The 12916-nt window shown below is 66.7% G+C and carries 13 protein-coding genes; 9 read left to right on the forward strand and 4 right to left on the reverse strand.

All coding sequences use genetic code 11. The features are described from left to right. Positions 1–131 precede the first annotated feature (131 nt). The 8 genes from AC0VX3_RS22210 (at position 132) to AC0VX3_RS22245 (ending at position 6979) form a co-directional block, all read left to right on the forward strand. Positions 132–1082 (forward strand): AAA family ATPase, encoded by a 951-nt coding sequence (locus tag AC0VX3_RS22210; RefSeq protein ID WP_475522341.1) that lies wholly within the window; start codon positions 132–134, stop codon positions 1080–1082. Next, entirely contained in the window at positions 1076–1927 is an 852-nt protein-coding gene (locus tag AC0VX3_RS22215) for a DUF58 domain-containing protein (protein WP_475522342.1), read from the forward strand. Before AC0VX3_RS22210 ends, AC0VX3_RS22215 begins: the two co-directional genes overlap by 7 nt. Beyond that, positions 1914–2276, forward strand: a complete 363-nt coding sequence (locus tag AC0VX3_RS22220; RefSeq protein ID WP_475522343.1) for a hypothetical protein — start codon at positions 1914–1916, stop codon at positions 2274–2276. The genes AC0VX3_RS22215 and AC0VX3_RS22220 overlap by 14 nt, the downstream gene beginning before the upstream one ends. Then, entirely contained in the window at positions 2273–3214 is a 942-nt protein-coding gene (locus AC0VX3_RS22225) for a VWA domain-containing protein (RefSeq protein ID WP_475522344.1), read from the forward strand. The genes AC0VX3_RS22220 and AC0VX3_RS22225 overlap by 4 nt, the downstream gene beginning before the upstream one ends. A gap of 13 nt (positions 3215–3227) precedes the next feature. Further along, on the forward strand, positions 3228–4118 hold the full coding sequence (locus AC0VX3_RS22230) for a VWA domain-containing protein (RefSeq protein WP_475522345.1): 891 nt from the start codon (positions 3228–3230) through the stop codon (positions 4116–4118). Further along, positions 4115–4729, forward strand: coding sequence for a hypothetical protein (locus AC0VX3_RS22235; RefSeq protein WP_475522346.1), 615 nt, complete (start codon positions 4115–4117; stop codon positions 4727–4729). The genes AC0VX3_RS22230 and AC0VX3_RS22235 overlap by 4 nt, the downstream gene beginning before the upstream one ends. Further along, entirely contained in the window at positions 4723–5901 is a 1179-nt protein-coding gene (locus tag AC0VX3_RS22240) for a hypothetical protein (RefSeq protein WP_475522347.1), read from the forward strand. Before AC0VX3_RS22235 ends, AC0VX3_RS22240 begins: the two co-directional genes overlap by 7 nt. Before the next feature lie 400 nt (positions 5902–6301). Beyond that, positions 6302–6979: a LysE family translocator gene (locus AC0VX3_RS22245; protein WP_475522348.1), complete on the forward strand. Its 678-nt coding sequence runs from the start codon at positions 6302–6304 to the stop codon at positions 6977–6979. A 64-nt stretch (positions 6980–7043) separates the two neighbouring features. On the opposite strand, the gene AC0VX3_RS22250 is transcribed toward AC0VX3_RS22245, so the two are convergent. Genes AC0VX3_RS22250 through AC0VX3_RS22260 form a run of 3 tightly spaced genes read right to left on the reverse strand, consistent with a single transcriptional unit; the run spans position 7044 to position 11513 of the window. After that, positions 7044–10454: an acyl-[ACP]--phospholipid O-acyltransferase gene (locus AC0VX3_RS22250; RefSeq protein ID WP_475522349.1), complete on the reverse strand. Its 3411-nt coding sequence runs from the start codon at positions 10452–10454 to the stop codon at positions 7044–7046. A gap of 59 nt (positions 10455–10513) precedes the next feature. Continuing rightward, a complete protein-coding gene (locus tag AC0VX3_RS22255) occupies positions 10514–10795 on the reverse strand; it encodes a YiaA/YiaB family inner membrane protein (protein WP_342890909.1) in 282 nt (93 codons plus the stop codon). 25 nt (positions 10796–10820) lie between these two features. Continuing rightward, positions 10821–11513, reverse strand: coding sequence for a PspA/IM30 family protein (locus AC0VX3_RS22260; RefSeq protein WP_475522350.1), 693 nt, complete (start codon positions 11511–11513; stop codon positions 10821–10823). Between the two features lie 107 nt (positions 11514–11620). Between AC0VX3_RS22260 and AC0VX3_RS22265 the strand changes: the two genes are divergently transcribed. Continuing rightward, a complete protein-coding gene (locus AC0VX3_RS22265) occupies positions 11621–12208 on the forward strand; it encodes a TetR/AcrR family transcriptional regulator (protein ID WP_475522351.1) in 588 nt (195 codons plus the stop codon). A gap of 28 nt (positions 12209–12236) precedes the next feature. Here the strand turns inward: AC0VX3_RS22265 and AC0VX3_RS22270 are convergent, their stop codons facing one another. Beyond that, positions 12237–12902: a class I SAM-dependent methyltransferase gene (locus tag AC0VX3_RS22270; protein ID WP_475522352.1), complete on the reverse strand. Its 666-nt coding sequence runs from the start codon at positions 12900–12902 to the stop codon at positions 12237–12239. Positions 12903–12916 lie beyond the last annotated feature (14 nt).

Raw genomic sequence — 12916 nt, forward strand, 5'->3', positions numbered from 1 at the left:
ATTGAGCCTGATCGCAAGGTCACGGTAGAGTGGCCTGAAGGAACCGATCCACCTTGCAGATCCGCGCAACCGGACCTCGGGCGCGCATCCGCGGATCTTCCGGTCCATCACTGCGCATGGGAGGCAAGCGTATGGATGATATTTGCCATCCGATCACACGTCTGGAGGCGGATGTCTCGGCGGGTCTGATCGGGCACACGGACATGGTCGAGCGTCTGCTGATCGCCCTGCTGGCCGGTGGCCATGTGCTGATCGAAGGGCCGCCCGGCGTTGCCAAGACCCGCACGGTCAAGCTGCTTGCGGCCCATCTGCCCGGCAGCCACGGCCGCATCCAGTGCACGCCGGATCTTCTTCCCGCCGACCTGACCGGCACCCAGGTGTTCCGGCCGGAAACCGGCAGCTTCGACTTTCTTCCCGGACCCGTCTTTCACGCGCTGGTGCTGGTCGACGAGATCAACCGCGCGCCTCCCAAGGTGCAATCGGCACTGCTGGAGGCCATGGCCGAGCGCCAGGTGACCACGTCCGGTGTCACCCGGCCCCTGCCCCATCCGTTCATGGTGGTCGCCACGCAGAACCCGATCGAGCACGAGGGCACCTTTCCCCTGCCCGAGGCGCAGATGGACCGGTTTTTGCTTCATCTTGCGCTCGACATGCCGGAAGCCGCGCAGGAGCGCGCCATACTCGATCTGGTGGAAGCCGAGGACATCGCCGCGGCGGCTTCCCCGATCCAGCAGATGTCCGCCGAGGAGCTGCGCACCGCGCAGGCGGAAGTCGCGAGGGTGCATCTGGCACCCGCGCTCAAGGATTTCATCGTGCGACTGGTCATGGCGTCGCGGCCCGGTGGCGCCGTTGCCGAATGGGTCGAGCATCCCGTCTCGCCGCGCGGCACGCTGGCGCTGGCCGCGTCCGTGCGGGCCCGCGCCTGGCTGAAGGGCCGCGACCACGGCCTGCCGGAGGACGCCCAGGCGCTGGCGCCCGACGTGCTTGCCCATCGGCTGATCCCGAGCTGGGCCGCAGTCAGCGAGGGACGCACCGGACGCGGCCTGGTCGCCGATATCCTGCGGCTGGTTGAGCCATGGTGAGGGCAGCGCTGAACCATCCGGGCATCCGGCTGAGCGCGCGGGAACTGCTGGCGCTGCGCGAGGACGCGCGGCCACCGGGCAGGCACCGCCCGGCGACCCGCAGGCCCGGTGCGGTTCCGGCCAGACTGCCGGGCGCCGGCATGGACCTCAGGGAAATCCGGGCGTTTTCGGAAGGCGACGACACCCGACGGATCGACCCGGCCGCCACCGCGCGGACCGGCACGCCCCATGTGCGCAGCTTTCACGAGGACCGGGACGACACGACGCTGCTGATCGCCGATTTCAGGCCGGCGATGCTTTGGGGCACGGGCGATACGCTGCGCTCGGTCCGGGCGGCCCGGCTGCTGGCCCGGCACGGCTGGCAGGCCGCCGCGCGCGGAGCCTCCGTTGCCGCGCTGGCGATCACCGCCACCGGCGTCTCGGCGCTGCCCGCGCGCACCGGCGCAAGGCAGCTCGGTGCCATCGCCCAGATGTTCGCACAGGCGCATGATAGCGCGCTGGAACTGCACGGAGACGTTTCGGAGCACAGCCAGCCTTTCGCGGCGGCGCTGGTACGCGCGGCGCGGCTTGCCCCGCCCGGCGCCCAGGTCTGGCTTGCCACCGATGGGGAGGGCATTGCCCGGCAGGACGAAGCCGCCCTGCGCCGCCTGTCCCGCCGCAGGCGGGTGACCCTGCTGTGCCCGCTCGATCCGGCCGAGATTTCCCCACCGCCCGGGGCCCTGCCGGTCTCGTCCGGCGCCGCCAGCCGGTTCGCGCGGCTGCGGGCATTCGATCCAACGGCGCTCGCTGCCCGGATGCGGGCGCTGAACGTCACTTTCATGGCCATCTCAGATGACACAGGCTGAGCTGATTGCCGCCTTGCCGGCAGGCCGCCTGCCGCCGGGCCTGACAGCACCCGGCCCCGCCGAGCTGCTGGCCCTGTTCGGCGCCGGCCTCATGGTTGCGGCGCTGGTGGCGCTGCTGATCGCACCTTTCCTGGCGCGCCGGCCTTCCCGAAAGGCCCGCATCCGCGCGACCCGCGCGCTTGCTCCGCAGGAGCGTCTGCTGGCGATCGCGCGCATTCTCGGCCATCTGCCCAAGGCGCTGCGCCCGGCGGCCTATGGCGGCCAAGCCCCTCCGTCCAATGAGTTCATCGAGCGTATCGCCCTGCGCTCGACACGGGTTTTCTCCAGACGCGATGCGGGGCGGAAATGAACCTCGTCTTTCCGCTCGCGCTGCTGCTGCTGCCGCTTCCCTTTCTGGTCCATCGTTTTCTGACGGGCCCCGGCACCGTCCGTGCCGCCTTGCAGGTTCCGGCCGGTCTCTACGCCTCGGCCCTGCCGGCGGCAGGCCGGGGCGATCGTCCCGGCAGGGTCTTGCTGATCCTGGCCTGGGGCGCGCTGGTACTGGCACTTGCGGGGCCGCGCCTGTCGCAGACGACGGACCTCCTGCCGTTTTCCGGACGCGAGATCATCCTGGCCCTCGACCTTTCCGGCAGCATGGTCAAGGAGGACTTCGTTCTGGACGGCGCGCCGCTGTCGCGGCTCGATGCGGTCAAGCGGGCAGCATCGGCTTTTGTTGCCGCGCGCAAGGGCGACCGCATCGGCCTCGTGGTCTTCGGCGAGCGCCCCTATGTTGCGCAACCGCCGACCTTCGACGTCGCCTCGGTCGCCCGCTCCATCGAAACGGCGCAGATCGGCATCTCGGGCCGGGCAACCGCAATCGCCGACGGGCTCGGTCTGGCGGTCAAGCGGCTGGAGACCAGCCGGGCCACCACAAGGATCGTCGTGCTGCTGTCGGACGGTGTCGACACCTCAGGCAAGGTGCGCGCGAGCGATGTCGCCCGGCTGGCAGCAGACAAGGGCATCAGGGTGCACACCATCGCGCTCGGTCCAGAGGATCTTGAGAGCCAGCCCCGCGCCCGGGACGCAGTCGATGCGACGGCTCTCAAGGCGATGGCCGAGATCGGCGGCGGCACCAGTTTCCGGGTGCGCACCATGGACGATCTGAAAGCCATGGCCGCGACCCTGGACCGGCTGGAGCCGAGCCCCATGCGCCGCCCGCCCCTGCACTACTGGCGCCCGCTGTGGATCTGGCCCGCCGGTGCCGCGTTGGTGCTGCTCCTGCTGCTTGCCGCCCGAAGAAGAGGATGAGGAAGAGGAGCACATGAGCGATCTGACCCTGCTGCGTCCATGGTGGCTGGCGGTGCTGCCGCTGCTGATCGTCCTTGCGCTGTGGACCTGGCGGCGCGGGTCAGAAGCGGGTGGCTGGCGGCAGGTCCTGCCCGCACCGATGCTGGGGGCCATGCGCACGCTCGGCCATCTGCGCGCGGACACCGGCCGGGCGGGATTTGCCTGCCTCGCAGCGGCCGGTCTGCTGGCGCTCGGCCTCGCGGGACCGGCCGTGCCCCGGACGGACGCGCCCGTGCTGGCCGGAAGCGGCGCGATCCTGATTGTCATCGACATGTCGCCATCCGTCGCCACAAGTCCGGCGCTGGCCGATGCGCAGGCGGCCGCCGCGCAGATCCTGCGGGCCGCCAACGGGCGCGCTGTCGGCCTGATCCTCTATGCCGGCGAGGCCTTCGACGTTGCTGCTCCGACCGCCGACCCGGCGACGCTGGAAACCCAGATCGCGGTGCTCGGCCCGGACACCGTCCCCGGAAAAGGCAGCCGCCCCGCCGCCGCCCTGGCGCTTGGCAGGCAGATGCTGTCGGGGGTGGACGATGCCGATCTGGTGCTGATCTCGGATGGCGGCGGTTTCGGCGCGGAAGCGGTCGCAGAGGCCGACCGCCTGGCCGGAGACGGCGCGCGCCTCTCCCTGCTGACGCTTTCAGGCACCGCGGGCCCCGCGCTCCGCCTGGACCGTTTCCAGAAGCTGAGCGCTGCCGGTGTCACCGCTCCAGCCCGGGCGCCAGAGCCCGTGCTCAGCCGGATTTCGTCGGCGGCGTCTCTCAGCCGGGACGGTGTCCTGCGTGCGCTCCGCTTCCACGATCTCGGGCCGCTGTTCGCCCTGCTGGCGATGATCCCCGTGCTCGCCCTGTTCCGGAGGCTTGCATGAAATGCACCGCCGCCGCCTTCCTGATCGGGCTTGCCTGCCTTGCCCTTGCCGGGCCCTCCGCATGGGGCCGCATCGCGCTGTGGACCGGGTTGCCGGGCGCGGCCGCGCTGCTGACCGCGCCTGCCGAAAAAGGCCTCGCGCTCTATCGGAAAGGCGCCTATGAGGCCGCCGACGCGGCTTTCGCCGATGCCGGACGCGGTCAGACCTTCAACCGCGCCCTGACGCTTGCGGCAACCGGACAGCATGCGCTGTCGGTCGCCTATTTCGACGCGGTCCTGTTCGCCGCTCCGGCCGACGACGAGGCCCGACGGCTGCGCGATCTTGTCGGTACGATGGTTGCCGCAACACGCGGCGACAGCGACGCCCCGGGACGGCTGACCGGCCATGGCGGCCGCCCCGGTCCGGGCGACAGCAGCCCGTGGGGCTGGCCCGGCACGCCGGATCCCGAATGGCAGCGCAAGGTCGGCGAACGGGGGGTCGGTGCCTCCCAGGCCTGGCTGGAAACGATCTCGGACGACCCGGGCGAATTCCTGCGGCTGCGCCTTGAAAAGGAATACCAGCGCCGGGCCGCGCTCGGCCTGATCCGGGCGGAGGAAGCCGAGCCATGGTGATCCGGTATGCCCTGCTGCTAATCCTGCTGTTCACTCCGGTTGCCGGGGCAGAAACGCTGCGCCTGCTGGTGCCGGAGATACGGCCCGTTGTCGGGGAAATGATTCCAGTGACCGTTCGGGGCGAATACACCAGCCGGATCGCCCTGGAGACGCTGGTTTTCCCCGACTCGGACGCCTATGACTGGATGCAGCTTGCCCGTGACGACTGGCGCCAGGAGCGGGTCAACGGCCGGGCCGTTCGGGTCCTGGAACGGCGCATCGCGCTGTTTCCGCGCAAAGCCGGACCGGTGACGATCGGACCGCTCACCCATCATCTCACCATTGCCACCGACACCGGCGGCCGCGCGCCGCTGGACGTGAATGCCGAGCCGCTGACGGTCCAGGTCGCGCCGTATCCGGCGGACAGCCGGCCGCTCGCGGCCAGCGTGCTCAAGGTGGAGGACACGCTGTCCGCGCAACCGGGCAAGCTTCGCGACGGCGAGACCCTGATCCGCCGGGTAACACTCACCGCCGACGACACGCTGCCCCATCTGCTGCCGCCCCGGCCGATTGTGCGCCAGCCCTGGCTGATCAGCTACAGCGCGCCGGAGGTGCGCGAAATGAAGCCGACGCCGCAGGGACCGGAAACCACCGTCATCTGGGAATGGCACCTGCGCCCCAAGACCGGCGAACCCGGCGTGCTGCCGCCGGTCGAGATCCCCTGGTTCGACACGGTGACCCGGCAGATGCGGATCGCGCAGATCCCGGCCATCCCCATCGGCTATGCCAGTTTTGAGGCCAATCGCACCAGCAACAGGTCCGGCACCGGCCGGTTGTCCCTTTCCCAGCTCGCCATCGCCTGCGCCCTGTTCACAGCCGGTCTTCTCGCCGGCCTCGGCCTTGCCCTCTCCGGCGCATCGCCGCGCAGGAAGACCCAGGTCCTGAAGCTGCTGAAGCGCTGGTCCCCGCACGACCCGACCCGCCGTGCCCTGAAGGCAGCCGCAAGAACAAACGACCTCATCGCGCTGCGCTCGGCGACAGAGCGGTATCTCGCGCGGCGGCGGACTGTCGGCCTGCCGGTACCGGGCAACGCCACGGCGGAACTGGACCGGGCGATTTACGCGGCGAAGGCCGGGACGGAGGGGTTTGATCCGGAGCGGTTCCGGCGGAGGCTGGTGAGAAGAAAGGTGTGAGGAAGGCAGCGCACGCGCATTTGACCGGAGAACGACCGCGATCACCGGTGTCACCCCGGGCGAGCAGAGCGAGACCCGGGGCCCACTCATTTCCAGAGAGCAGTCGACCTGCAGAAGTTTTTATGAAAAAAACTATCTTTTTCAACAAGTTGCACCGCGATCAGGCCCCGTATCTGCGCCTTGTTTGTCCGGGGTGACACCCGTGTTGAAGGCCGTCAGGCACTAAATCCTTGGTGAGTGCGACCAAGGCCTGCGGAGCCTGGACAAGGTTGACAAGGACGAGGATCGCAAACCTTCGACCGTTTCGCGGTGCATGAGCCTTCCGATCCCTCTTTACCATCCGCTGCACACAGCATAGCGTCCGAACACCGACGCTCGACGACACTCAGAAAGGCTGCTCATGGACTGGAACCTGGTGATGATCATGGTGGGGATCCATGCGCTGATGTTTCTGACCCCCGGTCCGGACAGCATCATCGTCGTCTCGCGGGCGACTTCCCAGGGGATGCGGCATGCGTTCGCGGCGATTTTCGGCGTGATTTCCGCAGGGCTCATTCTCGTGCCTGCGATCGCGTTCGGGATGGACTTCATCAACTCCCTGTCTCCCGCGGTCTGGATGGGCGTTCGTGCCGCGGGCGCGCTTTACCTGATCTATGTCGGCTCCAGAATGCTTGCCGCGGAGCTCACCAGGCGCAGAACCGGAACACCGCAGGCGAACCGGTCCGCCGCAGCGGGAGACGAGCCGCTGTGGGCCGCCTGTCTTCAGGGGTTCCTGACCAATCTGGGCAATCCGAAAATGGTTGTTCTGCTGACGTTGTTCCTGCCGCAGTTCGTTGCGGTGGACCTGGGGCATATCAGCTATCAGATCCTGATGCTCGGCCTCGTCATGTATCTCAACGGCTTTGTCTGCCTCACGGTCATCGCCCTGACGGCGGTCACCGTGAAAGGGCAGATCGTGAAGCGGCTCGGACCGGGAAAACTGTCTTTCTGGGGCGGCAGTTTCGCCGGCTCGACGATGCTGGGGGTCGGGGTGTGGATGCTCGCCGCGCCCGTCAGATACATTTCCTCGACACGGTGACCCCCGCCCGATCTATGCGACGGGCGGGGTTTCCGGTGTCAGGCGCGTTTGCAGCCGGCGATGACTACGCGGCCACGGGGTCCGGTGCCCCTGAAACCAGCGCAGCGACGCCGACGAAATCGACCTTGCCCGTGCCGAGGACCGGAACGGCCGGGACAACCCGGACCTCGGACGGCACCATCAGGTCCTGAACGCCGCCGGCCTTGGCGAATTTCAGGAACTCCATGCGGGTGGCCTCGGCCTTTTCGGTGATCAGGATCAGCTTTTCGCCCTTGCGCTCGTCCCTGATCGCCGCGACAGCGGACAAGGCATCGGGCCAGAGCCGGCCCGCGATCTCCTCGACCGCCGCCAGGGACACCATTTCCCCGCCGATCTTCGCGAACCGCTTGGCCCTTCCCCTGATGATCACGAAGCCCTCGGCGTCGATCTCGACGATATCGCCGGTATCGTGCCAGCCATCGGCGAGCGGCTGCAGTATTCCCGGCTTCTCCGCGCGCATGTACCCCAGCATCACGTTCGGGCCCGAAACGTGCAACCGGCCGCCCTCCTCCACACCCGGCACCTGTTCGAGGCGTGCGCGCATGCCCGGCAGGATCTTGCCGACCGTGCCCGGCTTGTTGAACATCGGCGTGTTGATTGCGATGACCGGTGCGGTTTCCGTAACGCCGTAGCCTTCCAGAATACGCACGCCGAACCGCTCCATATAGGTTTGCCGCGTGGAGGCCTTCACCGGTTCGGCGCCCGCGAAGCAATACCGCAGGGACCGGAAGTCGTAGGCATGGGCAACCCTCGCGTAGCCGTTCAGGAAAGTGTCGGTGCCGAACAGGATCGTCGCGTTGGATGAGTAGATCAGCTCCGGCACGATCCGGTAGTGCAACGGCGACGGGTACATGTAGATCGGCACGCCGGAGATCAGCGGCAGGATCGTGCCCGCCGTCAGCCCGAAGGAATGGAACATGGGCAGGATATTGAAGACCTTGTCCTCGGGCGAGAAATCGATCCGGGCGGCCGCCTGGGTGGCATTGGCAAGGATGTTCTCGTGGCTCAGGACAACGCCCTTCGGAGTGCCTTCGGACCCGGACGTGAACAGGATCGCAGCCGGGTCGGTGCGGTCACGGCGGACCAGCGGGCGCGCGCGTGTCAGAAGCCCGCGCACCTTGTCGGCAGGGCCGATGGTCTTGCGGGCATCCTCCAGCCAGACGATCTCCACATGACGGCCGAGTTCGCTCACCAGAGCGGACAGTTTGGCCTGCTCGACAAAGGCACGCGAGGTCAGGACCCTGGACAGTTTCGCCGTGCGGCAGGCCGACACCACGTTGGTCGCACCGGCGGTGAAGTTGATCATCGCGGGCACCTTGCCGGCGGATATGACGGCGAGCGTCGTGACGACAGCGCCATTGGCGTTCGGCAGCATCACGCCGATGGATTCGTCTTCCCGGGCGATTTCGGCGAGCTTGCGCCCCAGGACGGCGACGCCCGTGAGCAGCTTGCCGTAAGTGAGCGCACCGGTTACCGGATCCTCGATGGCGACGCTGGACATGCCGCGATCCTTCGCGGTCTCCACGACCCGCTCGATTATCGTCTGCCGGTTGGCCAGATCGGTTTCGAACATCAGGCCGGACAGGATGTCGTAGAGCCTGGCACCGGCAGCCGCGCGGCGACGGCGGCCCTTCAGGGCTTCGTCCACGGCGAGTTTCTCCGGCTCCAGAATGGTCACCCTGACCTTCGGAAACAGTCTCTTGCGGATCTGGGCCGGGCGCAGATAGGAAAAAGGTGTCCGCTCCAGTCCCTCGATCCGCACCGGCACGACCATCGAGCCGGTCTTGTCTGCGACCATGGCGGCGCCGTCATAGACCTTCATCAGGCTGCCTGTCACGGTCAGGCGCCCCTCCGGGAAGATCACCATCGGCTGACCGGCGTTGACCGCCTGGATCAACGCCCGCGTGGCCAGGGGTTTGGCCGGGTTGACCGGCAAGGCATTTGCCAGCTTCAGGAACGGGCGCACCCACCAACGCTTCGCGACATTGTAGTCGATGGCGAAGGTCGGGGCTTTCTCGGTCAGGGTCAGCGCCAGGCCCGCATCCAGGTAACTGACATGGTTCAGGGCGAGGATCGGGGCAGTTCCCGCCTTTTCCAGGTTTTCAAGACCCCGGATTTCCATCCTGAAAAACGCGCGATAGATGATCGAAACGAGATCCCGGAACGGATCCGTCGGCAGGAACCGGAACATGACAACCGCTGCGACTGCGTTCAGCACCGCCAGAACCAGCATCACGTGGACCGGCTCGGTGCCTGCCCCCAGAGCGAGCGCAAGAGCACCGCTGGACACCGCCATCAGGCCGGCTCCCAGAGCGTTGGCCCCGGCGATGGTCCGTGCCCTGCGTTCGGGCGCGGCCCAGGCCTGAAGGGCGGCAAAGGTGGGGACGACAAGAAGGGCACCGGCAATGGCGAGGCCGGCCATGTCGACGCTCAGCCGCATGACATCGGGACGGGCAAGGAAGGCGGCAAAGCCCGTGTCGGGCGCGCCCGGGGTAACGTGTGACAGGGTCAGGGCCGTGTCGAGCGCGAAGACGGCGATGAGGGCGGTTCCGGCAACAGCGGGCAACAGCACGACGCGGCCGGCGGACAACCAGGCGGCCAGCGCCGAGCCGATGCCGATGGACACGGCGAAGACGGTCAGGAACCAGGTCACGGCCAGTTCACCGCCGCCCAGGACATCCTTCACGACGATCGGCAGAAGCGCCATGACCAATGCGCCCGTCATCCAGAACCAAGAGGTCATCAAGGCGGTGCGGCCAAGGCGGCGGTCGGCGAACAGGTCGCGCAGGATGCCGTGACTGGAGCGCAGGATGTTCCAGTCGACCTTCAGGTCCGGAGCGGCACTGCCCGCCGAGGGTATCTTGCGGGCGCAGGCATAGCAGGCAAGGGCAAGGCCGATCATGAGCGGTGCGAACAGGAGCGATGCATTGCCGGAGGAAAACATCAGGCCCGCGGCAATGGTCCCGCCGAGGATCGCCAGAAACGTTCCGGCTTCGACCCAGGCGTTGGCCCTGGTCAGTTCGGACCGGTCCAGATGGTCGGGCAACAGCCCGTATTTGACCGGGCTGAACAGGGCCGAGCCGATGCCGAAGACCAGCAGCGCGGCGAAAAGCACCGGAACACTCGAGATCGCCATGCCGCCGACGGCCAGAACGGCACCGCCTATTTCAAGGAGCTTGAGACGCCGGGCAACAAGCGCCTTGTCGCATCTGTCCGCGATCTGCCCGCCCAGCGCGGACAGGAGCAGGAATGGCGCGATGAAAACGGCGCTTGCCACCGAAATCAGAACCGCCCCGCCGTCGGCGACGTTGAACAGGACCAGAAAGACGAGAGCGTTCTTCAGGAAGTTGTCGTTGAATGCGGACAGGAACTGGGTCCAGAACAGGGGCGCGAAACGCACGGATTTCATCAGGGACTGGGATTGGAATTGGGACATGGCCGTTCTCCGGTTTGGTGCAGGCAGGGGCCGGATGGTCCGGCCCCTCGTCTCTGGCGTCAGGACACGCCGGGTTTGCCGACTTCCATCAACAGCTTTTCGGTCCTGGCTTCCTCGATCCGGTTGTGGAGCTTGGTCACCTCGTCGCGGTCACGCAGCGTTTTCGTCAGTGTCACCGACGTGTGCACAAGCATGATCGCGGCCATGGTGTAGAACCCCTTGGCCGAGAAACTGGCTTCGAGATTGTAGATCCCGATGGCCATCATGCCGGCAGCAACGGCGAAGCTCACGATCGTGAACAGGGTCCAGTTGTTCGAATGTTTGATCTGCTCTTCCTGCATGGTATCTGACCTTTCCTTGTGTGAGTTAGTTTTTTATTTCAACAGCTTGAGTGGAGGTTGCCCGCAGGCGCTCAAGAACGGCATCGGCGGAACTAGAGGCCGGAGAACCGCATCCGGCGTCGGCCAGACGTTCGATCAGATCCCCGGGCCGGTCGATGACCGAGAGGGCCGCGAGCGCCTGATCGGCAAGGACCCCGCGTTCCTGTCTGGTGTTGATGCGCTCCAGCGTTTCTTCCGCCTGGTACAGGGGCGCCGGATAAGCCGTCGCGGATCCGGCCGCGCTGATGCGGGCCCGCACATGGGCGACATTGCGGCCACGTTCGAGATCCCGCAGACGCGCTTCTGTCCGGTGCAGGTTTTGCCTCAGGGCCGCGAGATCGGGTTCGGAACTGTGGACCGACCGGTCGAGCGCCTCCCGCTCGTCTTCAAGGACCGCGATCGCCTCCGCCCCTTCCCGGGCAAACCCGTCCCGGCCCTGAACGAGCGCAGCCCGGGTCCGGTCCTCGAGGTCCAGCAGGGTCCGGTCGATCCGGTCCCTGCGGTTCCGGTCCTGTTGGTGCTGGGCGGAAGCAAGCGCCAGTGCGAGCCGGGCCTGACGCACCGCGCCTCCTGCTTCCCGCAACTGGCCCGACAGGACTGCGAGATCGGTACGCGCCTCCAGCCCGCCATCGCTTTCCGCGAAGAGGCCCTTGAATGTGGATACAAATCTGTTGGTCATTATTCCTCCAGAAAAATGAACATTGTTCACTATTTGACAAAGCCACATTTGACCGGCATGGTCAAGAAAAAAGTGAACATTGTTCAATTTCAAAAAGGAACAGGTTAATGCCGGGCCTGCAGAAGACGAAAAGCGAGGAAACCCGGCGACGCGTGCTTGAGGCCGCGGCGACCGTCATGACGGAGAACGGGATAGATGCGGTCCAGATCCGGGAAGTCGCCTCCAGGGCCGACTGTTCCGTGGGTTCTGTCTACAAGCATTTTTCGGACCGGGACGAGCTGATCATCGCCGTGAATTCGCGGACACTCTCGAAGATCCGGGCGGCATTGACCGAAGCGAGCGCGGGGATCTGCGATCCCCTGACCCGTCTCAAGGTTCTTGCGCGGACATATCTGGACTATGCGGCGGCGGATACGAATGCCTGGCGCGGCCTGTTCGCGCACCAGTTGCCGGACCGGCGTGAAATGCCGGAAGAACACCAGCTGGAAAACATTCGTCTGTTGTCCCTGATTGCCGATGCGCTCGCAGAACTTGCGCCGGGCCTGGACGAGGCTGGCCTCAGCGTGCGGACACGCACCTGCTTCGGGGCCATGCACGGCCTCGTTTCCATCGCTCTGGAAGGGCGTTTCGTTGCCCTGGAGGACGAACAGCTTCACTCGGAGATGGATTTCGTCGTCGAACGGCTGTGTTCATGACCCGGCTTCATCGGCGCCCCGCGCCGTCCTATCCCGCGGCCTCCGCCTTGCGCAGCTCCGCATACTCAGCGTAGCCCCGGTAAAGAGGACGGACCGTCAGGTCGGTCCCCGTCTTTTGCGCCAGATCCTGCAGTTCGGCTTCCAGCTCCGCCCGCGGGGTCACGTGGAAGGACTTCAGCCAGGCGAAGAGCAGCTTGCGAAACCAGCCGGGAAGGCGTTGCTGCTGGCCGAAATCGACCACGTGGATGCGGCCGCCGTCCTTGAGGCGGGCCGCGCCTGCGGCCAGCGCCTCGCGCCAGATCGGGATCATGGAGAGGGTGTAGGAATAAAACACCCGGTCGAAGGCAGGGACACCCAGACGCTCGGTTGCCGCCGGATTGGCGGCGTCGCCCTCGACCAAAGTGATCCGGTCGCTCAAGCGGGCCTTGTCGATGTTGGTTCGCGCCGTCTCGAGCATTTGCCGGGAAATGTCGAGGCCGTAGAAACGAGCGTCCGGATACCGTCTGGCGGCAGCGATCAGGTTGCGGCCGGTACCACAGCCCAGTTCCAGCACCGCGCCGCCGTCGGGCGGCTGCAACTCGTCGATCAGGAGGTCCCGGCCGAGCAGATAGTATTTGCGGGTCAGGTCGTAAAAGTGGCGCTGGCGGCGATAGACGCCGTCCATCAGCCGGGCGGTTTCGGCAGCTTCGCTCATCCTGGTATCCGCCT

It is taken from the genome of Roseibium sp. QJM3NY_11 (genome assembly GCF_056173175.1).